This is a genomic window from Cellulomonas telluris (assembly GCF_004886325.1).
In the GTDB taxonomy this organism is placed as follows: Bacteria; Actinomycetota; Actinomycetes; order Actinomycetales; family Cellulomonadaceae; genus Cellulomonas; species Cellulomonas telluris.
On the sequence record NZ_QXFN01000002.1, the window covers coordinates 328,202 to 350,988 of the forward strand.

Here is a 22,787-nt window from a genome sequence, read left to right on the forward strand (position 1 = left end):
GCCGCGCGGGCTCGTGCCCGCGCGCCGTGCTGCCCAGGGGTGGGGGACGTTGACGCAGAGCGCGCGCAGGGTGGCCGCCTCCGAGCGGCTCGGTCTCGTCGGTCTCTTCGCCGTGTACATCGCGTTGCTCGCGGGCAGGTTCGACCTCGCCCGCCTGTCCGACGCGCTCCCCAGCTTCGACCTGAGGATCGTCGCCGTCGCGGTGTGCGGGTACCTCTGGTGCCTGTGGTCCGCCGCCGAACGGCGGTACGGGTGGCACGCCCGTGTCGGAGCGGGTCCGCTCGCGGCCGCCTTCGGGGCCTGGACGGTCTGGATGGCGCTCTCCGCGGCGTGGGCGCCACCTGACGCGCGCGCGGACGAGCACCTAGTCGACCTGGTGCTGATGGCGGCGCTCGTGGCGATGGCGTGGTCCTTCTACTCGCGGCTCCCGGCGCGGCACCGCACCACCCCGTGGTGGTGGTTCTACTGGACCGGCCTCGTCTACGTGCTCGCGGCGTTCGCGCAAGGGCCGGACAGCCTCGGCAGGTACTCGGCGCTCGGGGGCGGACCGAACGTGTTCGTCCGCGTGGTGATGCTCGCCGTGATCGCTGCGCTCTTCCTCGCAGCCCACCGGGGAGCGCGCTGGACGCTGGCGGCCGTGCCGGTCCTGGTCGCCGCGGGCGTGCTCTCCGGCTCCCGGGGCGGCCTCCTGGCGTTCGCCGTCGTCATCCTGCTCGCCGCGGTCCCGCTCCTGCGTCGGATGCCTCGACTGGTGCGTCGGCTGACCGTCGTCCTCGCGCTCGGCGTCGCCGCGCTCGTCCTGCGCATGCTCCTGAGCGAGCGCTTCCGCGCCGTCTACGACCGGTTCGTCGTCCAGACCCTCCAGGAGGGGTACTCGTCAGGACGGGACCGGATCGGTGGCGACGCGTACGCGCTGTTCCTCGACAGCCCCGTCATCGGGGTGGGGCTCGACGGGTACTACGGCCTGGCAGGTCGGTTGTACGGAGGGGAGTACCCGCACAACCTGGTGCTGGCGGTCGGAGCCGAGGCGGGGATGATCGGTCTCGTCGCGCTGCTCGCGGCACTGGTGCTGGGGGCCGCGACGGTCGTACGTCGAGGCACCGACCGCGTGGCCCTGTTCCTCGGGCTCGGCGCGGCCTACTTCTTCGTCGCCGGGATGTTCTCGGGGGACTACTACGACTCGCGGTTCTTCTGGGTCCTCCTCGGCTGGGCTGCCGTCGAGGCGCGTCTCTCGCGCCGCGGCTCGCCGGGCCTCGGGTCGCCGGGCCTCGAGTCACCTCGGCCCGACCGCGACGCCCGCGCGGCGGAAGGGCCGCCGGTGCCGCTTCCCACCGGTCACTCCCGGACGGCGGCCTCCACCGCGGCGAGGGCACGCGCGGCGACGACGTCGCGGCTGTAGGTCGTCGCCCCGAGCTTGCGCGCTCGTTCGCCGCAGGCGACGCGCTCCGCCTCGGGCAGGCGCAGCCACTCGTCGAGCATCGCGGCAGCCTGCTCCGCGTCCCGCGCGGGCAGCACCAGCCCGGTGCCCTCGGCCCGGATCACGTCCGCCTGCCACCCGCCGTGGTTGATCGCGATCGGCCGACCGGCGGCCATCGAGTCGAAGAACTTGTTCGCGCTGTTGCTCTCGAGGACGGGCACCGGGATCCAGAACGACGTGCAGAGCGTCGCCGCGCTGAGCACGCTCGGCAGCTCGTTCTTCGGCACGGGGTCGAAGAAGTGGACGACGGTGCCCAGCACGCCGAGGTCGCGGGCGCGGTCCTCGGCCTCGGGGCGCTCGGACCCGGTCCCGTAGACCGCGACGACCGCATCGGAGCCGCGTCGCTGGAGTGCCGCGGCGATCTCCACGAGGTACGTGACGCCGTTGACACGTCCCAGGGTCCCGCAGTAGACGATCAGCGGGCGCGAGCCGACCCACGGGTTCGCCGCCCGGAACTGCTCACCGGCCGAGGTCGGGACGTCGAACCGGGCGACGTCCGACGCGTTCGTGGCGACCACGACCTTCTCGGGCGGCGTGCCGGACGCGACGATCGCCGTGGCCATGTCCGGTGAGAGCGCGATGACCCGTGCCGCGCGACGGTACGCGACACGCTCGAGCAGGAGGGCGGCCCCGCGCAGGACCGGGTTCCTCAGGTAGCCGAGCGCGATCGGCACGGCGGGCCACAGGTCCCGGACCTCGAAGACCATGGGCGTCCGCCGCAGCGCCGTGGCGTAGATGCCGGGGACGGCGGCCGTCAGGGGAGTGCTCGACGCGAGGACGACGTCACCGCGCAGCCGCCGCGCGACGACGCTCGCGCGGGCCGCGTACGTGAGGAAGGCGCGGACCCGCTGCCGGGGGGACATCGTCTGGTGGTACGCCACGGGGATGCGGTGGACGAGGACGCCGTCGAGGTCCTCGGTCTCGACGGCCCGCGAGCCACCGGCGGGGTCGCGCCGGGTCGTCACGACGTGCACCTCGTGCCCGGCCTCGCGCCAGCGCCGGGACGTCTCGTAGGGCCGGTTGCCGCCGGAGGCGTCCGGGGTGTTGAAGTACTGCTGGACGTAGACGATCCTCACGTTCCCGTCTCCACTCTCTTCAGCTCCGGCCCGGCGTGCCGCGTCTGCCGCAGTGCCACCGCACCGGCGGCGAGGCACGCCGAGTACCCGACGAGCGAACCGACGGCCGCGCCCATCGCACCCCACCCGGGGATGAGGACGACGTACAGGACGACCGAGACGGCCATGCCCGCCAGCTCCACGGCCGACACCCTCCCGGCCTCGCCCCGAGCCACCAGCAGGCCCTGCTGGACGCGCGTCGCCGCGTAGACGACCGTCGCGGCCCCCAGCGGCAGCAGGAGCGCGCGCGAGGGGTGGTAGGCCTCCGGCAGGAGGTAGGTGACCGCGGCGTAGGTGACGCCGGCCAGCACGGCCGACAGCCCGAGGGCGAGGGCGGCGGCGGTCGCGACGAGCCGCAGGGTCCCGCGGGTCCGGGCGGGCTGGTCCCGCCAGCGCCGCAGCGACGCGTCGACCCACTGCTTCACGGGCCAGCCGGCGATCTCCGTCGCGGTGGCGACGACGACGTACAGGCCGAGCTCGGACGCCGACGCCAGCGCGGGCAGCAGGAGGCGGTCGGACCGCAGCATCGCGGTGTTGCCGAAGGACGCCGGCACGAGCCGCAGCCCTTGCCGGCGGACGGCCGTGAGAGCGGCCCGGTCCGGCGTGGTGCCGGCGCGGCGCCCGCCGGTGCGCAGGACGACGAGCGCGACCATGCTGAGCAGCGCGTAGACCGCGATCCACACGTTCGGGTCCGCGACCTCGAGGACGAGGAGGACGGCGCCGGCGGCGAGGAGGGCGAGCTGCGAGACGACGGCCGTGGCGGCGAACGGGCGGAACGCGCCGCTCGCGATGTAGGCGGTGCGCACAGCGCGCACGTGCGTGTTGCCGAACGCGTACACGCTCGCGAGCAGGACCGTCGTCGCCAGGCCCGTCCGCCCGCCCAGGTACAACACCACGGCCGCGGCGACGGCCAGTCCCGTGAACCAGTACCCGGGGCGCAGCAGCGACGTCAGCTCGCGCGCGACGACCGGGAACGGCGCGGCACGGCGTGCGACGTACGGCGCCTCGATGCCGAGCAGCGCTGCGGTCGTCGCGATGTACGACACCTGCAGCGCGAGCGCCAGGACGCCGCGTCCGTCGGGGTCCATGACGCGTGCGGCCATGAGGTTGATGCCGAACGCCGCAGCGGCGGCCACGACCTGCGCCACGAGCAGGCCGCTGGTGCGGCTGGTCAGGACGGTGCGGGCGGTGCGGACGGGGCCGCGGTCCGGCGCCGCACCGGGTACCGCGCCCGGCAGGGCGCGCGCGCTGCCCTCGGAGGGTGGGGACGAGGTCACGGGACGCGCTCCTCGACGCGGGCCAGGGTGACCTCCTCGTACTTCGACGCCGTGACGCCGACGCGCCCCTCCAGGTGCGCGGCGGGGTCGCGGGCCCCGGTGACCTCGGCCACGAGGTATGCGGGCACGTCGACGCCGGCGAGATGGCTGAACGGGTAGCCGCCGCCGAAACGAGGGTTGACGTCGATGAGGTGCTGGCGGCCGGAGGCGTCGACGAGCACATCGAGGTCGACGATCCCACGCGGCGAGACCAGCCGGCCGACGGCCGCCGCGACCCCGGCGAACGGGGCCGGGTCGACCGTGACCGCCTGGTCGGTCTCGCCCGAGCGCATCCGCAGCTTGCGCCGCGCGGAGACGCCGCTGGGCGTCCCCGTGGGCGACCCGCGGACGCTGAACACCGCGTCGACGCCGTACTCGGTGCCGTCCACGTGCTGCTGCACCACGACCCAGTCCTCGGCGGGTCCGGGCGCCGCGCCGCCCGGACGTGGTGCGGTCGCGGCGGACCGCTCGACGGCGGCGTGCACGGCCGTGCCCGGCACGACCGCGAGCCCGGACGAGCCGCTGCCGAGGCGGTGCTTGACGACGACCCGCTCGTGCCGTGCGACCAGAGCGGCGACCCCGGCCCGGTCGGACGCGAGGACGGTCGGCGTGCGGTACTCGGGCGGCACGGCGCACGCCAGCGCCCACTTGTCGCCCGCGAGCGCCTGGCCCGCGGCGTCGAGGGACAGCACGGCGGCGCCCGTCCGCCGCAGCCGGTCGGCGAGGCCGCCCGCCAGCATCTCCAGCTCGTAGTCGTTCAGCGACAGCACGAGGTCCGGGCGCAGGTCGGCGACGACGGCGGCGAGCGCGTCGGCATAAGCCGGGTCGGTGAACCGGGGGACGATGCGGAAGTGGTCGGCGAAGCGTCCGGTCGCGCAGGACGGGTCGGCGTCGAGCACCACGACGTCGCCGTCGAGGCCGAGCGTCGCGAACGCCTCCCGGAACCACCGCACCAGGTAGACCCGCCGTCCGGCCGAGCAGAGCATCACCCGCACCCTGCGCTCAGCGCCCATGCGTGACCACACCGTCCCTCTCGTCGACGCCCCGGGTCATGGCGAGCTTGCCGGGCGGGGGGTCGGCGTCCTCGTCGACCTGGAACCCCGCCGACCGGTACAGCCGGAGCGCCGCCTCGTTGTCGGTCCTCACCTCGAGGTCGAGCGCGCGCAGGCCGAGGTCGTGCGCCCGGTCCACGAGCGTGGCGAGGCTGCGGCGGCCGTGACCGCGCCCGTGCACGGCGGGGTTGACGTAGAGGTAGAGCGACGCGCGGCCCGCGCCGTCGAAGGTGAACCCGCACATCGCCACCGGCAGACCCGCCCGGTCGTGGTGCACCCAGTCGAGGCGGCTCCCGTCGTGCCGGACGCGCTCGAACCACGCGACGGTGTCGGGCAGGTTCGCCTCGAACGCGATGCTGACGCCCGCGCGGACGGCGGGGTCGTTCAGCCACGCGACGCGCGTCGGCAGGTCCGACGCCGCGAGCGGGCGCTCGATCACCCCGTGCCGGTTCGCCGGGCCGTGGAAGGCGCCCATGGTGGCGTGGCCCTCGTGCGCGATGCCGTCGCGGCGCAGGACCGCACCGACGGTGCGCAGCAGGATCCGGGCGTCCAGGGCGGCGGACCGCCGGTCGACGTACGCGACGTCGAGGTCGAGGCGCTCGTCCCAGCCGAGGGCGTTGCGCCCGCACACCTGTGCCAGGCCCGTCACCCCAGGGCGGACCTCGTGGCGACGCGCCTGGTGGGGGGAGTACCGCGGCAGGTACTCGCTGCGGAGCGGGCGCGGGCCGACGATGCTCATGTCGCCGCGCAGCACGTTCCACAGCGTCGGCAGCTCGTCGAGGCTCGTGGCGCGGAGCCTGCGCCCGAACGGCGTCATGCGCTGCTCGTTGGTGACGAGCCCCCGCGCGGGGTCGACGTCGAGCATCGTGCGCATCTTCACGAGGGTGAACGGGCGTCCGTGCAGACCCGGTCGCACCTGGCGGAACAGCACGGGCCGCCCCAGGCGGCGGCGGACCGCGACGGCGACCGCGACCTGCACGGGCAGGGTCAGGACCAGGGCGGCGGAGGCGAGGACGACGTCGAGGGCCCGCTTGACGCGGTCGTAGGGACGCGCTGCGGGGGGTGTCGGCGTCAACGGGTTCCCTCCTGCAGCGCGGCGGGCAGCGCGGCGGCCACGCGCGCCACCTCCTCGTCGGTCAGGCCGGAGCCGCTCGGCAGCGCCAGCCCGGTGCGGAAGAGGCGATCGGCGCGGCCGGTGAGCCACCGGCGGCACGACGCGAACACCGGTTGCAGATGCATCGGCTTCCACAGGTGGCGCGCCTCGATCCCCTGCCCGTCCAGGTGGGCGACGACCGCGTCGACATCGAGCGCGTGCGGCGGCGTCGCGGTCACGCACGTCAGCCAGGCGTTGTCCTCCTCGTCGCCGCGGCCGTGGCCGCGGCCCAGCAGCTGCACGTCCGCACGTCCGTCGATCACGGCGGCGTACCGCTCCCGGATCGTGCGCCGGCGGGCGATCATCTCGTCGAGCCGGCTCAGCTGGGCGCGCCCCAGCGCGGCGAGGATGTTCGAGAGGCGGTAGTTGTACCCGATCTCCGTGTGCTCGTAGTGCGCGACGGGCCGACGGGCCTGCGTCGACAGGTACCGGGCCCGCTCCACGAGGGTCGCGTCGTCGCTGAGCAGCATCCCCCCGCCCGACGTCGTCATGATCTTGTTGCCGTTGAAGGACAGCGCGGCGGCGCGGCCGAAGGCGCCCGCGGCCCGGCCGCGGTACGTGGCACCGAGCGCCTCGGCGGCGTCCTCGACCAGGGGGACGGCGCGCTCGGCGAGGGCGTCGACGAGCGCGTCGTACTCCGCGCAGCGGCCGAACAGGTCGACCGTCATCGCCGCGGCGACGTCGACCCCCTCCGCCCGCAGCGCGTCGACGGCCTCGAGCAGCAGCGCCGGCTCCACGTTGCCGTCCGGGCCTGCGTCGACGAACACCGGTTCCGCGCCGGTGTACGTCACCGCGTTGGCGGACGCCGCGAACGTCATGGTGGGGACCACGACGACCCTGCCCGGACCGGCGCCGAGCTCGAGCAGCGCCAGGTGCAGGGCCGCGGTCCCCGAGGACAGCGCGACCGCGTGCGCCACCCCCACGCGCCGCGCCACCTCCTGCTCGAACGCGTCGACGTCGGGCCCCACGGGCGCGACCCACCCGGATCGCAGGGCCTCGAGGACGTACTTCTCCTCGAGCTCGGTCACGTCCGCCTTCGACAGGTGGATGCGCGCCATCAGACCTCCACCGTCGCCGGGGCCTCCGCGTGCTCACGCATCCAGCCCTTCGCCCGCTCGGCGTCGGTGAACTGCTGGGAACGCACCTGCGCGGGGTGGAGTGCCGGGGCGTCGACCGAGGTCACGAGCGGGTTGCGGGTCCTGCGCCGCCCCTCCTGCGGGGAGAACAGCTCCTCGCCGAGCTTCTCCCCGGGGCGCAGCCCGCTGTACCGCAGCTCGACGTCGCGCCGCCCGGAGAGCCGGATGAGCGTGCGCGCCACGTCGGCGATACGCACCTGCTCGCCCATGTCGAGCACCATGACCTCGCCGTCCCCGCCGATGCTCGCGGCCTCGAGCACCAGCTGGCACGCCTCGGGGATGAGCATGAAGTACCGCTTGACCTCGGGGTCGGTCACGGTGATGGGGCCGCCGGCCGCGATCTGCGCGCGGAAGACGTGCAGCACCGACCCCCGCGAGCCGAGCACGTTGCCGAACCGCACCGAGACGTACCGGCCCGGGTGCGTCGCCGCGAAGGAGGCGGTGAGCCGCTCGGTGACCCGCTTGCTGCAGCCGAGCACGGACGTGGGACGCGCGGCCTTGTCCGTCGAGATGTTGACGAAGGTCCGCACCCCCGCCGCGGCGGCCGCCTCGAGCACGTTCAACGTGCCGAGCACGTTGCTCTTCCACGCCTCGAGCGGGAAGGACTCGAGCAGGGGCAGGTGCTTTAGCGCGGCGGCGTGGAACACGATGTCCGGGCGTGCGGCGGCGAACACCTCGGTCAGGGCGGCGGGGTCCCGGATGTCGGCGAGGAGCACGTCGTCGCTGTCGAGCAGCCCCTGGCCGGTCAGGCTGATCTGGGTCTCCTGCAGCGCGGACTCGTCGCGGTCGAGCAGGTACAGCTTGCCCGGCCCGAACCGTGCGATCTGCCGGCACAGCTCCGAGCCGATCGACCCGCCGGCGCCCGTCACCAGCACCCGGCGACCGGCGATCTGAGCCGCGACCGCGGTCGTGTCCATGCTGATCGCCCGCCGCCCGAGCAGGTCCTTCAGGTCCAGGTCGCGCAGGTCGCTCGTGCTGACGCGCCCGTCGATGATGTCCGCGAGCGGCGGCAGGGTCAGCACGTCGAGCCCGGCGTCGGCCGCGGTCTGCGACAGCTCGCGGATGAGCGCCGCGTCCGCACGCGGGATGGCGATGACGAGCGCGGTCGCCCCGGTCTCGCGCGCCACCACGACGATCGCCGACCGGTCGCCCCGCACCCGCAGGCCCTCGACGGGCAGCCGGAGCTTGTGCCTGTCGTCGTCGAGGAGGGCGACCGGGTAGTAGGTGCTCTCCTCGTCCTGCAGCATCTCGTGCACCAGGCGTCGGCCGGCGTCGCCGGCGCCGAACACGACGACCCGTCGCTGCGCGTCCTGCGGCCGGCGCCGGCTGCGCATGCTGCGGACCACGAACCTCGCCGCGAACATCGCTGCGAGTGCCAGCGCGCCGGCGATCGCCGGCACGCTGCGCGGCACGACGAGCGGCTGCGCGAGCAGCGCCCACGCCAGGAGGGACGTCGTCACCAGCGCCACGGTGCGCGCGATGTCCGCGGACTCCTCGAAGGACCCCCGCACGTGCCCGACGGCGTACGGGCCGACGAGCGCGCCGACCACGACGTGCATGACGACCGCGGTCACCGCGAACGCGAGGACGCGCGGGCCGAACCACCCGAGGTCGAAGTCGAAGCGGAGCCAGGTGGCCAGGTGCACCGCGGTGAACCACGTCGCACCGTCCGCGGCGGCCCAGGACCACCGGCTCCTCTGGTATCTGCGATGTGCTGCTGCCTGTTCCATGTCTCCCCCTGCATGGACGGTGCGGCACGACGGCGAGCGTGTCCCCGTCAGCCGCCCGGGTCGGTCGGCCTCACTCCCGGGGCGGCCCCGGCCAGCGTCCGGCCGTCACGGTGCGTTGGACGTCGACACCCTCGTCGCGGTCCTGCGCCGAGCCCGCGGGCGTGGTCTGCGTCCGCCTCGGGCGCTCGGGGCGCCGACGGGCGGCGCGGGCGTGCGCGACGGGCGGCCGCGACGCCTTCCCGGCCGGGCCTGACCGGCTCTGGCGGCTCGGTTCGGCCGTCGTGGACGTGTAGTCGTAGTAGCTGTACGCATCGCCCTGCCGCCGCTCGAGCCGGTTGAGGACGATGCCGAGGATCCGTGCACCGACGGTGCCGAGCGCGCCGAGGGACTCCTGGAGCTGCTGGCGGTGCAGCCGGTCGGCGCCCACGACGACGAGGGCCCCGCTCGTCAGTCGCGCGAGGATCGCGGCGTCGGTCACGGGGAGCAGCGGGGGCGTGTCGATCAGGACCACGTCGTAGGCGGCGGCGAGGTCGGTGAGCAGCCGTGCCATGGCCGGCGACCCGAGCAGCTCGCTCGGGTTGGGGGGGACCTGACCCGAGGGGATCACGTGGAGCGTGCCCTCGCCCCACGGCTGCACGACGTCCTCGAGGGAGGCGCGCCCGATGAGCACGGTGGTGAGGCCGGCGGAGCCCTCGAGCCCCATGTACCGCGCGACGGAGGGGCGGCGCAGGTCGGCGTCGACCAGTGCGACCCGCGAGCCGGCGTCCGCGAGCGTGATCGCCAGGTTGATGGACGTGGTGGACTTGCCCTCCCCGGGCACCGCCGAGGTGACGACGAAGGTCTGCGGACCACCGGACACGTCGAGGAACTGCAGGTTCGTGCGCAACCGGCGGAACGACTCCGCGCGCTGCCCGTGCGGGTTCGACTGCACGATGAGCGGGTGCTCGACGGCGTCGTCGTCGACCGAGATGGTGGCGATGACCGACGCCTCGGTCACGGCGTGGACGTCCTCCTCGGTGCGCACTCGGGTGTCGAGCAGCTCACGCAGGACGGCGACCCCGAAGCCGAGGGCGAGCCCGACGAGGAGGCCGAGCGCCAGGTTCCGCGTCGCGTCCGGCGACGCCGGGGACGTGGGGGGCGCTGCGACGCGGACCGTGCTGATCTGCACGGGCGAGACCCCGCCCTCGGGGCGTTCGAGCTCGCTGACCTGGGTCGCCAGGCTCTCGGCGACCGAGTTCGCGACCGCGCTCGCGACCGTGGGGTCGGGGTCGGTCACCCGGATGTCGAGCAACGAGCTCTCCACGGGCGAGGAGGCGGACACCGACCGGGCGAGCGTGTCGGGCGTCGTGGCGAGCTCGAGGTGCTCGATCACCGGGACGAGGACCCGGGGGGTGGTGGCGAGCTCCGCGTAGGAGCTCACCTGGCGCTGCGTGAAGTTGCTGCCCTGCAGGAGGTCGGTGGTGGTCCCCGCGCTGCGCACCGAGATGTAGACCTGGGCGTGCGCCCGGTACATCGGGGTGGACACCAGCGTGACCGCGACGGCGGCGGCGAGGACGACGGCGGCGACGAGCAGGATGGAGACCCACCGCTTGCGGACGATCGACAGGTAGTCCTGGAACTCCACAGCGCTGTGCCCCCCGGCTAGCCCCCTGGCGGACCGTCGTCGTCCGCCGCGCCGTCATGCTCTCACGCCTCCGGGCGATCCGTCCTTCTGAGACCCTCGAGGGATGGTTCGACCGATCTGCCCGCACGTGCTGCACGCGCTCGCGCTGCTCGCGCTGCTCGTGCTGCTCGCCGCGTGCGGGTCGACGCCGGGGCCACGGACGTCGCCGACGCCGACCACGTCGAGCGCCGCGGCGGCCGACCCGCTCGTCTACGCGGCGGCACTCGTCGCGAGCACGAACGAGGCCCGCGACGTCGAGGGCCTGCCCGCGCTGGCCGTCTCGGAGTGCGCCGAGCGCGCCGCCGCGGACCGGGCGCAAGCCCTGGTGGGGGAGCAGGAGCTCGAGCACGCACCCCTGGACGGCGTCCTCCGCGACTGCGCGCCGTCGGCCAAGGCGGCCGAGAACCTGAGCCGCGCGACGGCTCCCGCCGCGGACGTCGTCGACGCGTGGCTCGGCTCGCCCGGCCACCGGGACAACCTGCTGGACCCGGACCTCAGAGAGGTGGGCGTCGCCTGCGTCGAGGACGCCGGTCGGCTGCTGTGCGCGCAGGTGTTCCTCGGCCCCTGACCCGGTCCCCGCACCCGGGTCGCGGACGCGGCACCCGCCGGAAACACGCCTCTGCCACACTGCGCCCCATGGCGACCACTCCCCCCGAGGAGAAGCCGGTCGAGTCCACCGCAGCCCCCCGCAACGCGGTCGACCGCTTCTTCAAGATCTCCGAGCGCGGCTCGACGATCGGCACCGAGGTCCGCGGCGGCCTCGTCACGTTCTTCACGATGAGCTACATCATCGTGCTCAACCCCCTCATCCTCGGCTTCGTCCCCGACGGCACCGGCCAGTTCCTGGGCGGCGGCACGGGTGACGGCAGCAACCTCCCGCTCATCGCGGCGGCGACCGCGCTCGTCGCGGGCGTGCTGTCGATCCTCATGGGCCTCGTGGCGAACTTCCCGCTGGCGCTGGCCGCGGGGCTCGGCCTGAACGCCGTCGTGGCGTTCACGATCGCGTCGCTGGAGGACGTGTCCTGGGCGGACGCCATGGGCATCGTCGTCCTCGAGGGCCTGATCATCCTCGTGCTGGTGCTCACCGGGTTCCGCACGGCCGTGTTCCGCGCGGTCCCGCGCGAGCTGAAGACCGCGATCGGCGTCGGCATCGGACTGTTCATCGCGCTCATCGGCTTCGTCAACGCGGGCTTCGTGCGCCAGGGCGGCGGCACGCCGCTCGAGCTCGGCATCGGCGGCTCGCTCGCCGGCTGGCCGTCGCTCGTCTTCGTCGTCGGGCTCGTCCTGGCGATCGTGCTCATGGTCCGGCGGGTGCGCGGCGGCCTGCTCATCGCGGTGGTCGCGACGACGGTCGTGGCGGTCGTCGTCGAGGCGATCGCGAGCGTCGGCGGCTCCGGCGAGGAGAACCCGACGGGCTGGCACCAGAACGTCCCGGCGCTGCCGGACGCGGTGGCGTCCGTGCCGGACCTGTCGCTGCTGGGCCAGTTCTCGCTGTTCGGCGCGGTCGGCAAGATCGGCCTGCTGGCGGTCGCGCTGCTCGTCTTCGCGATCCTGCTCGCCGACTTCTTCGACACGATGGGCACGATGGTCGCGGTCGGCTCGGAGGCGGGCCTGCTCGACGAGTCGGGCAACCCGCCGCGCAGCAAGCAGATCCTGATGGTCGACTCGCTCGGCGCCGTCGCCGGTGGCATGGGGTCGGTGTCCTCCAACACCGCCTACGTCGAGTCGACGTCCGGTGTGGCGGAGGGAGCCCGGACGGGCCTCGCGTCGGTGGTCACCGGCGTCGCGTTCCTGCTCTCGACGTTCCTGTCGCCGCTCGTCGCGATGGTCCCGTCCGAGGCGGCGGCGCCCGTCCTGGTCGTCGTCGGGTTCCTCATGGTCACGCAGGTCGCGGGCCTGGACTGGAAGTCGCCGGAGATCGCGATCCCGGCATTCCTCACGCTCGCGCTCATGCCGTTCACCTACTCGATCACGGTGGGCATCGGCGCCGGCTTCATCGCGTTCGTCGTCATCAAGATCGCGGTCGGCAAGGTCCGCCAGGTCCACCCGCTCATGTGGGTGGCCGCGGCTGCCTTCGTCCTGTACTTCGTCCTGGGGCCGATCCAGGACGCGGTGATCCCCGGCGCCGGCGGCTGACCGCCGGCGTCCTCAGCCCGCCGCACGGCCCGGGTCCGCGCTCGCGGGCCCGGGCCGTGCGCGTCGGACCCGGGCGAGCCACCAGGCGAGGGCCGCGAGCCCGACCGCCGCACCGAGGGTGTTCATGACGACGTCCTGCACGGTGGGGTAGCGGTCCGGCAGCACGCGCTGCACCGTCTCGATCGTCACGGTCGTGGCGAGCGCCGGCAGGACGACCGCCCACCACCGCCGCGGGCCGACCAACAGGCCCACCAGGACGCCGAACGGCACGAACATCACGACGTTCGCGACGGCCTCGACGACCTCGAACGACAGCGGCACGCCCCGCTCGGCCAGCCACGCGAGCACGGTCCGCACGACGCCCAGCGACCCGTCGTGCGAGCGCCCCGGTGTCAGGGTCACGGCCGCGACCGCCGCCAGGTAGACGACGAGCGCGAGGACGACGGCGCGGCGCGGCGGGGCCGAGGGTGCGGGGGAGGGCACCGGCCCAGCATGCCGGGTGGGTGCGGGGGTTCCGCGCACGGGACGTGTCGCACCCGGGCAGGTCGCCGCTAGAGTCGCCGCGGACCCCAACCCCGACGGCAGGCGGAGCTCTCGTGCGCATCTCGGTGATCGGCTGCGGCTACCTCGGCGCGGTGCACGCCGCCAGCATGGCGTCGCTCGGCCACGACGTCGTCGGCATCGACGTCGACGCGAACAAGGTGGCGCGCCTCGCGGCCGGCCAGGCGCCCTTCTACGAGCCGGGCCTGCCCGAGCTGCTCACGGAGGTGGGCGCCACCGGCCGCCTGCGGTTCAGCACCGACATGGCGGACGCCGCCGGGGCGCAGGTGCACTTCGTCTGCGTGGGGACGCCCCAGAAGCAGGGGGAGTTCCGCGCCGACCTGTCCTACGTCGACGCGGCCGTGGACGCCCTGCTGCCGCACCTCGCGCCGGGCGACGTCGTGGCCGGCAAGTCGACCGTGCCCGTCGGCACGGCGGAGGAGCTCGCGGCCCGGCTGGAGCCGACGGGCGCGACCCTCGTGTGGAACCCCGAATTCCTGCGCGAGGGGTTCGCGGTGCAGGACACGCTGCACCCGGACCGGCTCGTCTACGGCCTGCCGACCGACGAGGACGGGGTCCCGACGGCCGAGGGGGAGGCCGCCCGCGCACTGCTCGACGAGGTGTACGCGACGCCGCTGGGGGAGGGCACCCCGCTGGTCGCCACGGACTACGCGACGGCCCAGCTCGTGAAGGTCGCGGCCAACTCCTTCCTGGCCACGAAGATCTCGTTCATCAACGCGATGGCCGAGCTGTGCGAGGCCACCGGTGCGGACGTCACGCGCCTCGCCGACGCGATCGGCTACGACGCCCGCATCGGCCGCCGCTTCCTCAACGCGGGCCTGGGCTTCGGCGGCGGCTGCCTGCCGAAGGACATCCGGGCGTTCATGGCCCGCGCGGGCGAGCTCGGCGTGGACCAGGCGCTGTCCTTCCTGCGGGAGGTCGACTCCATCAACATGCGCCGCCGCGTGCGCATGGTCGACCTGGCGCGCGAGGTGTGCGCCGGCTCGATCGTCGGTCGGCGCGTGGCGGTCCTCGGTGCGGCCTTCAAGCCGGACAGCGACGACGTGCGCGACTCGCCGGCGCTCTCGGTCGCGGCGCAGATGCAGCTGCAGGGCGCCCACGTCACTGTGACGGACCCGCAGGCGGTGGAGAACGCACGCGCGAAGTGGCCGGACCTGAAGTTCGCCGCCAGCGCGCTGGAGGCGGCGCAGGGTGCGGACGTCGTGCTGCTCGCCACCGAGTGGGCCGAGTACCGGGAGCTCGACCCGGCCGAGCTCGGCGCGGTGGTCGCGCGGCGGGCGGTCGTCGACGGGCGCAACGTCCTCGACCCGCGCACCTGGCGCGCAGCCGGCTGGACGTACCGGGCCCTCGGCCGCCCCTGACCCCGACCGCTCCCCGGAGCACGTGCAGGAGCGCGCTCCGCCCCGGTCGTGAACGCAGGTAATGAGGTAGAGTAATGACCTGTGACCACGACCTCCGACGCCCCCGCCGTCGCCGCCGACCTCGCGCTGGCCGCTGAGCTGCGTGTCTCGCTCGGCCGCGCGACCCGGCGCATCAAGGGGGAGCGCGGGGACGCGGGCCTGTCGGACCCGCAGTTCAACGTGCTGGCGATCCTGCTGCGCGAGGGCCCCATGTCGCCGGGCGCGCTCGCCGACCTCGAGCGGATCCAGCCGCCGTCGATGACCCGCACCGTCAACTGCCTCGTCGAGCGCGGGCTGGTCCGCAAGGACGAGCACCCGACCGACGGCCGCCAGGTCGTCGTGACCCTCACCGAGGCGGGGGAGGCCGAGGTCGCCGAGACGCGCCGCCGCCGCGACGCGTGGCTGTCCGCCCGGCTCGCCGGCCTCACCGCCGACGAGCGCACCACCCTCGTCCAGGCCGCCGAGCTCCTCCGGAGGATCGCCGCCTCGTGAGCGCCACCTTCTCGTCCCTCACGTTCCGCAACTACCGGCTGTGGTTCGCCGGCGCGCTCGTCGCCAACGTCGGCACGTGGATGCAGCGCGTCGCCCAGGACTGGCTCGTCCTCACGCAGCTGACCGAGGACTCCGGCGTCGCGGTCGGCATCACCACCGCGCTGCAGTTCGCGCCCACCCTGGTGCTGTCGGCGTGGGCGGGGCTGCTCGCCGACCGGTTCGACCGGCGCAAGCTGCTCGTGCTCACGCAGGTCGCGCAGGGTCTGCTCGCCGCAGGCCTGGGCGTGCTGGTGCTCGGCGGGCACGCGGAGCTCTGGCACGTCTACGTCTTCGCGGGCCTGCTCGGGTGCGTCACCGCGATCGACGGGCCCGTGCGGCAGACGTTCGTCGCCGAGCTCGTGCCGGCGGGCCGGCTGTCCAACGCGGTCGGGCTCAACAGCGCGTCGTTCAACGCGGCCCGCCTGATCGGCCCCGGCGTGGCCGGCCTGCTCATCGCCGCCATCGGGACGGGCTGGGTGTTCGTGCTCAACGCCGTCACGTTCGCCGCGACGATCGTGTCCCTGGTGCTCATGCGCCGCGCCGACCTGTACCCGATGCCGCACGCGAAGCGCGCCAAGGGGCAGATCCGCGAGGGCGTCGCCTACGTCCGCAACCGCACCGACATCGTCGTCATCATGGTCGTCGTCGGCGTGGTCTCCACGTTCGGGCTGAACTTCCAGCTCACCAGCGCGCTCATGGCCCGGCTGGAGTTCGGCCGGGGTGCGCAGGAGTACGGCATCCTCGGGTCCGTCCTCGCGATCGGCTCGCTCACGGGCGCCCTGCTCGCGGCCCGCCGCGACCGCCCGCGGGTGCGCCTCGTGATCGGCGCGGCCTTCGCGTTCGGCGTGACGACGGGCGTCATGGCCCTGATGCCGACGTACCTGACGTTCGCGCTCGCCTGCATCCCCGTCGGCCTGGCGTCGCTGACGATGATGACCGCGGCGAACTCCGCGATCCAGATGAGCACCGACCCCGCGATGCGCGGGCGGGTCATGGCGCTCTACATGATGGTCTTCCTCGGCGCGACGCCCGTCGGCTCGCCCATCGTCGGCTGGATCGGGGAGACCTTCGGCGCCCGGTGGTCCATCGGCGTCGGCTCCATCAGCGCGCTGGTCGTGTCGGTGGGTGCTGCCTGGTGGGCCCGCCGGCACTGGAACGTGCGCGTCCGGTACCACGTGACGAGCCGCCCCCACGTCGAGGTCGTGCACCTGGGCCTGCCGGGGGAGCCGGCGACGGCCGCGGGGGAGCGGCGGGCGGGCACGGCGCCCGCGCGCGTCGGTGCGCAGGAGGTCGCCGACCAGCAGCACGCCGCCTGACGCCCCCCGCGGGCGGTGCCTGCCGGGTGACCGCCCGGGTGAACCTGGCGCCGGCGTGCCCGCCCGGATCGTCCGGGATGTCAGCATCGTCCCGTGGAGCACCCGGGTCCGTCGGAGACCGGCACCGGCACCGTCGCGCCGGTCCTGACCGAGCCCGGCGCGAGCGGGCCGGCCGCCCTGCCGGCCGCAGCCGCAGCGCCCCGGCGCCGGCGTCGCACCGTGCTCCGCGTCGTGCTCGCCGTCCTCGTCCTGCTCCTCCTCGCCGCCGGCTGGGTCACGCTCCGTGCGGCGCAGGCGGGCCTGGCCCTGCGGGACGCGGCGGCCGGGCTCGAGGTGGTCGACATCGACCTCGAGGACCCCGGGACCGCTGCGGACGACCTCGCCGCCCTGCGCACGCACACCTCGCGGGCCCGTGCCGCGGCCGCCGACCCGGTGTGGCGGGCGGCCGAGGTGGTCCCCGTGGCGGGGGAGCAGCTCACCGCGGTCCGGGTCGTCGCCACGGTCGCGGACGACGTCGCGCGGGACGCGCTGCCCGCGGTCCGCGACGTGAGCGCCCTCCTCGACGGCGGGCTGCGCCGCGCCGACGGTCGGGTCGACGTCGACGCCGTCGAGCGCGCCGCCGGGTCCCTGGCGACGGCGGCGGCCACGACCTCCACGGCGCACGACCGGCTCGCGGCGCTCGACCCGGACCGCCTCGTCGGACGCCTGGCCGACGCCGTCCGGGACGCGCAGGGCGTCGCCTCGCGCGCCGACGCGTCGCTCGGTCCCGCCGCGCGGGGAGCCGCGCTGCTGCCGGAGCTCCTCGGCGCGGACGGTCCGCGCACGTACCTCGTCCTGGCGCTGAACTCGGCGGAGCTGCGGGCCCCGGGCGGCATCGTCGGGGCGATCACGGCGGTGTGGGCCGAGGACGGCGCGCTGACCGTGGTCGGGCAGCGCAGCACGGTCGAGCTGGGCGTGCTGGACTCGCCGGTCCTGCCGCTGACGGCGGAGGAGCTCGCGACCCACACCGACCGCCTCGGGCGCTGGCTGCAGAACGCCTCGCTCACGCCGCACTTCCCCCGCACCGCCGAGCTCGTCGCCGCCCGCTGGCAGCGCGACGTGGGCGGCCCGGTCGACGGCGTCGTGGCGACCGACCCGCTCGCCATCGCGCGGGTCGTCGACGTCGTCGGCCCGGTGCCGGGCCCTGACGGCGGTGCGCTCACGGGCGGGGCGCTCGTGCACACGCTGCTGCGGGACGTGCCGCTGACGCACCCGGACGAGGAGTCGGACGCGCTGTTCGCCGCGGTGGCGGCGTCCGTCGTGTCCGCGGTCGGCCAGGGCGAGGGCGCGACGCCCGAGCTGGTCCGCGCGCTCGTGCGCGCGGTCGACGAGCGGCGGCTGCGGGTCTGGTCCGCGCACGTGGACGAGCAGGAGGTGGTGGCCGGCTCGGTCGTGGGCGCCGCCTTCCTCGGCCCTGGCGCCGCCGGGGACCCCGGGCTGTTCCTCGACGACGCGAGCCAGAGCAAGCTCGGGCTGGACCTGAGGACCGCCGTCGACTTCCGGGACGCGCGCTGCGACGGGCCCGCGCCGCGCGTGACGGCTGTCCTGACCCTGGACTACCGGCCGCCGGCCGACGTCGCGACGTTCCCGGTCTCGGTGCTCGGGGCCCGGGGCCTCAGCGGGCCGCCGGGCACGTTGGCGACGGTCGTGTCCGCGTGGGCCCGGGTGGGCGACCCGGCGGCCACCGTGCGGCGGGACGGCGCGGTCGTCGGCGGGACGAGCACGACCGTCGCCGGTCGGCAGGTGCAGCAGGTCACGTCCGTCCTCCTCCCGGGCGGCCGGCAGGAGGTCGCGGTCGACCTCCCCTTGCGCGACGGGGCCGTGACGCTCTGGACCACGCCGACGGTGACGTCCCCGGGGGTCGCGTCCTTCCGCTGCCCCTGACCCGTCGGGCGCCGAGCCGGCGGGCGTGGGCACCGAGGACCGGGAGCAGGCCGGGTGAAAAGGGGCAGAACGGGTGGAATCACCCGTCCGACGACTGGTCGCGAAGCCGCCGTAAGACGACGATGAGCCCGAAATGTCCGTATCGATGCGGGGAGCAGCCATGCGCCAGACACTCCGGGCCGTGGGAGCCGCGGCCCTCCTCCTCGCGTCGGTCGGACTCGCCCCCGCCGTCGCGTCCGCCACGCCGGCGCCCACGCCCACCGACGACTGCGAGCGCGAGGTCGACGTCTACGGTGCGCCGCTGCCCTGCGAGCTGGTCGTCGACGTCCTCACCCCGATCTGCGACAACGACGTGCCGCGCCTGCGGTACGCGATCGGCGTCGTCGGCAGCAGCGGCTCGACGGTCGACATCACGTGGGTCGACCCGGCGGGCGACGACGTCGTGTACACCGACCAGCCGCTGAGCGGCACGGTGCCGTGGCCGGGCGCGGTCGTCGGACCCGCGGGGCAGGCCCTCGACTGGCCGGGCTGGCGGCTGGAGGGCGGCCGGTGGGTCGAGGGCGACGAGTTCGACTGGGTGCGGCCGGACGTGACGGTCCGCTTCGACGTGAACCCGTCGGCGACCGTGTCCGTCGCCTACCCGCCCTCGTCCCCGCAGTGCGTGACCTCGCCGCCCCGCTCCGAGGTGCTCGCGGCACCCGCGGAGCCCGGTGGGCGGGCCGAGGTGCTCGCCGTCACGGGTGCGCAGGTGGGCCTGCTGGCCGCGGGGGCGGTCGGTCTCGTCGGCCTCGGTGCGGGCGCCGTCGTGCTGCGCCGGCGCCGCGAGGGCTGACGCCACGACGCCCGCCACGGCACCTCGCCGGGCGGGCGTCGTCGTGCGGGCTCAGCCCAGCTGCTCGACGACGTGGTCGACGCAGGCCGTGAGCGCCCGCACGTCGTCGGGCTCGACCGCGGGGAACATGCCCACCCGCAGCTGGTTGCGGCCGAGCTTGCGGTACGGCTCGACGTCCACGACGCCGTGCCGGCGCAGCACGGACGCGACGGCGCCGGCGTCGACCCCGGCGGCGAGGTCGACCGTGCCGACGACCGGCGAGCGCAGGGCCGGGTCGGCCACGAACGGGGTCGCCCACTCGCGCTCCTGCGCCCACGCGTAGAGGTGCCCCGACGACTCGGCGGTGCGCGCGGCCGCCCAGGCGAGGCCGCCCTGGGCGAGCAGCCACTCGACCTGCTCGGCGAGCAGCACGAGCGTGGCGATCGCCGGGGTGTTCAGCGTCTGGTCGGCGCGGGAGTTCGTGACGGCGGCGGTGAAGGACAGGAACTCCGGCACCCAGCGGCCCGAGCCCTCGACGGCGGCGGCCCGCTCCACCGCGTCCGGCGACGCGAGCGCGAGCCACAGGCCGCCGTCGGCGGCGAAGGACTTCTGCGGGGCGAAGTAGTAGACGTCGGTCTCGGCGACGTCGACCGCGACGCCGCCGGCGGCGGAGGTGCCGTCCACCACGACGAGCGCGCCGGCCTCCCGCGAGCCCGGCACGCGGCGCACGGGGGCGACGACGCCGGTCGACGTCTCGTTGTGCGGCCACGCGTACACGTCGGCGCCCTCGACGAGGTCGGGGACGACCGCGTCCCCGGGCTCGGCCGTGACGACGTGCGGGTCGGCGAGGAACGGTGCGCGCGCCGTCGCCGCGGCGAACTTGGCCCCGAACTCCCCGAACCGCGCGTGCGCGGCGCGCTCGCGCACGAGGCAGAGCGTCGCGACGTCCCAGAACGCGGTGGAGCCGCCGTTGCCGAGGACGACCTCGTACCCCTCGGGGGCGCCGAACAGCTCCGTGAGCCCGGCGCGCACGCGGCCCACGAGCGCACGCACCGGGGCCTGCCGGTGCGACGTGCCGAGCAGGGACCGGCCGGCGGCGGCGAGCGCGTCGACCTGTGCCGGGCGGACCTTGGAGGGGCCGCACCCGAAGCGGCCGTCGCGGGGCAGCAGGTCGGCGGGGATCGTGACGGCGGGGACCGGGGCGTCGGGCACGCGCCGAGGATAACGACGGCGCCGCCACGCCCGTCGGCGCCGTCCGCGACGCGCTCGACCGCGCGGAGGCCGGCGGTCGGGGCCCGCCCGTGGCGTCCGGCCGGACGACTACCCTGGGACCGGCACGCGGCGGGCGGACCTGCCGCGCGGAGCGACGTGGGAGGCCGAGCGGTGAGCGACCTGATCGACACGACGGAGATGTACCTCAAGACGATCTACGAGCTCACCGAGGAAGGCATCACCCCCCTGCGCGCGCGGATCGCGGAGCGCCTGGGCCACTCGGGGCCGACCGTGTCGCAGACCGTCGCGCGCATGGAGCGGGACGGGCTCGTCGTCGTCACGGGGGACCGGCACCTCGAGCTCACCGAGCCCGGCCTGCAGAAGGCCGTCCGCGTGATGCGCAAGCACCGGCTGGCCGAGCGCCTCCTCACCGACGTGATCGGGCTGGACTGGCCGCACGTGCACGAGGAGGCGTGCCGCTGGGAGCACGTCATGAGCGAGCGCGTCGAGAAGCGCCTGGCCGCGCTCCTCGACCACCCGCACTTCGACCCCTACGGCAACCCGATCCCGGGCCTGGACGAGATCGGCGAGGAGCGGGCACCGGTGCGCTTCCTCGACGGCGTCGTGCCGCTCACGGCGGCGAACGGCGCGGCGGCGGACGCCACGGCGGTCGTCGCGCGGATCGCGGAGCCGCTGCAGGTCGACGTCGAGCTGCTCGAGCGGCTCGCGGAGGCGGGCGTGCGCCCGGGCGCCGAGGTCGCCGTGGAGCGCGCCGGCGGCGTCGTGACCGTCGGCGCCCCGGGGTCCGCGACGGTCGTGGACCTGCCGCCGGAGATCGCCCGGCACATCTTCGTCGGCGTCGCCTGACCCCGCCCGGCCGGTGCCGCGGCCGCCCGCGAGGCGGTCACGGACGTCCCCCGCGCGGGTGAACTCGCACACACCCCGCCGCACCCGGAGCGCTCCCACGTCGCGCTCCGCGGTGCGGCGCTGCACGTCAGGGCGGGTGTCCCGGTGCGGCACCCGGGTGACCCCCGGACGGACGTCCATGACCGTTCCGAGATCGTCGTGACCGGAGCGTGACAATCGCCGGAGCGGCATGTACGTTCGTCCTGCTTCTCGGAACCCTCCTCCGTGGAAGCCCTCGCGCGGAACGCCGAACCCTGCCGCCGCTCGAGGTTCCGTACGACTCGCCGGCAGGGGCGGGGGACCCAATCGTGGGTACCGGAGACGGTGCCCTTGGGGTGAAGCCGGGCGGACGGTCCGACGGCTCGCGTGAGCGAGCAGGTCGGGACGGACGACCGGCCGGGTGTTCTCCCACCCGAACCCGACAGCTCACCTCGTAGGCGACAGGAGAGGCACACGTTGTCCGAGAGCACCATCCGGGCGCGCCACCGCGCCGCGCGTCGTCCGTCGACGCCGCTGACCGAGCTCGCGAGCGCCGCCTCCGAGCAGATGGGGACCGTCGGCCGTCGTTCCGCCGTCGTCGCCGCGTCCTCCGGCCTCATGGTCTCCATGCTGGCCCTTCCCTCCAGCGCTGCCCCCGGTGAGTCCGGCGGCGCGCTCGCCGCGGTCGACACCGCGGCCCTGACGGCCTCCGCGCGAGCCGTCCTCAACACGTCGCCGGTCGTCTCGGCCCCGGCCGAGGCCGTCTTCACGGTCGACGCGCCGGCGGTCACCGCCGTCAAGCCGACCCCGCCGCCGCCGCCCGCCCGGGAGCCGGAGCCGACGCGCTCCCGCGCCGCGTCGCGGACCGCGGAGCGTGCCGCCGCCTCGACCGAGGCCGCGGCACCGCAGGCGGCGAACAACCCGGTCCCGCAGAGCGTGTCGGGCAACGCGGTCCTCGAGGTCGCCGCCCGCTACGTCGGCGTCCCGTACGTCTCCGGCGGCAGCACGCCGGACGGCTTCGACTGCTCGGGCTTCACGTCGTACGTGTACGCCCAGCTCGGCATCAACCTGCCGCGCACCTCGTCGGCCCAGCGCAACGCGGGCACGGTCGTCTCGCGGGCGGACGCCCAGCCGGGCGACCTCATCTGGAGCCCCGGCCATATCGGCATCTACGCCGGCGGCGACATGATGATCGACGCCCCTCGCCCGGGCAAGACGGTGCAGTTCCGCTCCATCTGGCAGAGCTCGCCGACGTTCATCCGGATCGGCTGACCGGACACGCCGTGACACGAGGCCCCGACGACCACCGCGGTCGTCGGGGCCTCGTCGCGTCCGGCGCAAAGTGCGTGCGCGTACCCTGGTCCCGCATC

At 75.0% G+C, this 22,787-nt stretch carries 19 protein-coding genes and 1 riboswitch; of the genes, 10 read left to right on the forward strand and 9 right to left on the reverse strand.

The window, feature by feature from the left end; genetic code table 11:
- Positions 1 to 49 precede the first annotated feature (49 nt).
- Positions 50 to 1,399 (forward strand): O-antigen ligase family protein, encoded by a 1,350-nt coding sequence (locus FB586_RS06815; protein ID WP_136518573.1) that lies wholly within the window; start codon positions 50 to 52, stop codon positions 1,397 to 1,399.
- On the opposite strand, the gene FB586_RS06820 is transcribed toward FB586_RS06815, so the two are convergent.
- The 7 genes from FB586_RS06820 to FB586_RS06850 form a co-directional block, all read right to left on the reverse strand.
- Positions 1,336 to 2,553, reverse strand: a complete 1,218-nt coding sequence (locus tag FB586_RS06820; RefSeq protein ID WP_168800483.1) for a glycosyltransferase family 4 protein — start codon at positions 2,551 to 2,553, stop codon at positions 1,336 to 1,338. The two genes, FB586_RS06815 and FB586_RS06820, sit on opposite strands and share 64 nt — an antisense overlap.
- The gene (locus FB586_RS06825) at positions 2,550 to 3,869 is read right to left on the reverse strand and encodes a lipopolysaccharide biosynthesis protein (RefSeq protein ID WP_136518575.1); all 1,320 of its coding nucleotides are present in this window, start codon (positions 3,867 to 3,869) and stop codon (positions 2,550 to 2,552) included. The genes FB586_RS06820 and FB586_RS06825 overlap by 4 nt, the downstream gene beginning before the upstream one ends.
- Positions 3,866 to 4,921, reverse strand: coding sequence for an ATP-grasp domain-containing protein (locus FB586_RS06830; protein WP_136518576.1), 1,056 nt, complete (start codon positions 4,919 to 4,921; stop codon positions 3,866 to 3,868). Before FB586_RS06830 ends, FB586_RS06825 begins: the two co-directional genes overlap by 4 nt.
- Entirely contained in the window at positions 4,911 to 6,035 is a 1,125-nt protein-coding gene (locus FB586_RS20245; protein WP_136518577.1) for a GNAT family N-acetyltransferase, read from the reverse strand. Before FB586_RS20245 ends, FB586_RS06830 begins: the two co-directional genes overlap by 11 nt.
- Complete coding sequence (locus FB586_RS06840) at positions 6,032 to 7,171, reverse strand: DegT/DnrJ/EryC1/StrS family aminotransferase (RefSeq protein ID WP_136518578.1); 1,140 nt, start codon at positions 7,169 to 7,171, stop codon at positions 6,032 to 6,034. Before FB586_RS06840 ends, FB586_RS20245 begins: the two co-directional genes overlap by 4 nt.
- The gene (locus FB586_RS06845) at positions 7,171 to 8,895 is read right to left on the reverse strand and encodes a polysaccharide biosynthesis protein (protein WP_246036600.1); all 1,725 of its coding nucleotides are present in this window, start codon (positions 8,893 to 8,895) and stop codon (positions 7,171 to 7,173) included. The genes FB586_RS06840 and FB586_RS06845 overlap by 1 nt, the downstream gene beginning before the upstream one ends.
- 154 nt (positions 8,896 to 9,049) lie before the next feature.
- On the reverse strand, positions 9,050 to 10,603 hold the full coding sequence (locus tag FB586_RS06850; RefSeq protein ID WP_222928305.1) for a tyrosine-protein kinase domain-containing protein: 1,554 nt from the start codon (positions 10,601 to 10,603) through the stop codon (positions 9,050 to 9,052).
- Between the two features lie 103 nt (positions 10,604 to 10,706).
- Here FB586_RS06850 and FB586_RS06855 point away from each other — a divergent pair, with 103 nt between their 5' ends.
- A complete protein-coding gene (locus FB586_RS06855; protein ID WP_136518580.1) occupies positions 10,707 to 11,210 on the forward strand; it encodes a CAP domain-containing protein in 504 nt (167 codons plus the stop codon).
- Between the two features lie 68 nt (positions 11,211 to 11,278).
- On the forward strand, positions 11,279 to 12,778 hold the full coding sequence (locus FB586_RS06860) for an NCS2 family permease (protein ID WP_136518581.1): 1,500 nt from the start codon (positions 11,279 to 11,281) through the stop codon (positions 12,776 to 12,778).
- A gap of 12 nt (positions 12,779 to 12,790) precedes the next feature.
- Here the strand turns inward: FB586_RS06860 and FB586_RS06865 are convergent, their stop codons facing one another.
- Entirely contained in the window at positions 12,791 to 13,261 is a 471-nt protein-coding gene (locus FB586_RS06865; protein ID WP_136518582.1) for a VanZ family protein, read from the reverse strand.
- Between the two features lie 113 nt (positions 13,262 to 13,374).
- Here FB586_RS06865 and FB586_RS06870 point away from each other — a divergent pair, with 113 nt between their 5' ends.
- The 5 genes from FB586_RS06870 to FB586_RS06890 all read left to right on the forward strand — a co-directional run bounded on the left by FB586_RS06870 (position 13,375) and on the right by FB586_RS06890 (position 19,341).
- Complete coding sequence (locus FB586_RS06870) at positions 13,375 to 14,700, forward strand: UDP-glucose dehydrogenase family protein (RefSeq protein WP_136518583.1); 1,326 nt, start codon at positions 13,375 to 13,377, stop codon at positions 14,698 to 14,700.
- An 81-nt stretch (positions 14,701 to 14,781) separates the two neighbouring features.
- Complete coding sequence (locus FB586_RS06875) at positions 14,782 to 15,231, forward strand: MarR family winged helix-turn-helix transcriptional regulator (protein ID WP_136518584.1); 450 nt, start codon at positions 14,782 to 14,784, stop codon at positions 15,229 to 15,231.
- Positions 15,228 to 16,586 carry an MFS transporter gene (locus FB586_RS06880; protein ID WP_136518585.1) on the forward strand — a complete coding sequence of 453 codons (1,359 nt, stop codon included), beginning with the start codon at positions 15,228 to 15,230 and terminating at the stop codon, positions 16,584 to 16,586. Before FB586_RS06875 ends, FB586_RS06880 begins: the two co-directional genes overlap by 4 nt.
- Before the next feature lie 93 nt (positions 16,587 to 16,679).
- Positions 16,680 to 18,509, forward strand: coding sequence for a DUF4012 domain-containing protein (locus tag FB586_RS06885; RefSeq protein ID WP_246036602.1), 1,830 nt, complete (start codon positions 16,680 to 16,682; stop codon positions 18,507 to 18,509).
- 160 nt (positions 18,510 to 18,669) lie between these two features.
- Entirely contained in the window at positions 18,670 to 19,341 is a 672-nt protein-coding gene (locus FB586_RS06890) for a peptidase (RefSeq protein ID WP_136518586.1), read from the forward strand.
- Between the two features lie 51 nt (positions 19,342 to 19,392).
- On the opposite strand, the gene serC is transcribed toward FB586_RS06890, so the two are convergent.
- Positions 19,393 to 20,532: a phosphoserine transaminase gene (gene serC, locus FB586_RS06895; protein WP_136518587.1), complete on the reverse strand. Its 1,140-nt coding sequence runs from the start codon at positions 20,530 to 20,532 to the stop codon at positions 19,393 to 19,395.
- Between the two features lie 171 nt (positions 20,533 to 20,703).
- On the opposite strand from serC, the gene FB586_RS06900 reads away from it, so the two are divergent.
- Together FB586_RS06900 and FB586_RS06905 are read left to right on the forward strand one after the other, a co-directional pair.
- On the forward strand, positions 20,704 to 21,399 hold the full coding sequence (locus tag FB586_RS06900; protein WP_136518588.1) for an iron-dependent transcriptional repressor DtxR: 696 nt from the start codon (positions 20,704 to 20,706) through the stop codon (positions 21,397 to 21,399).
- A 274-nt stretch (positions 21,400 to 21,673) separates the two neighbouring features.
- Positions 21,674 to 21,892, forward strand: a riboswitch (cyclic di-AMP (ydaO/yuaA leader).
- A 2-nt stretch (positions 21,893 to 21,894) separates the two neighbouring features.
- Positions 21,895 to 22,689: a C40 family peptidase gene (locus FB586_RS06905; protein ID WP_136518589.1), complete on the forward strand. Its 795-nt coding sequence runs from the start codon at positions 21,895 to 21,897 to the stop codon at positions 22,687 to 22,689.
- Positions 22,690 to 22,787 lie beyond the last annotated feature (98 nt).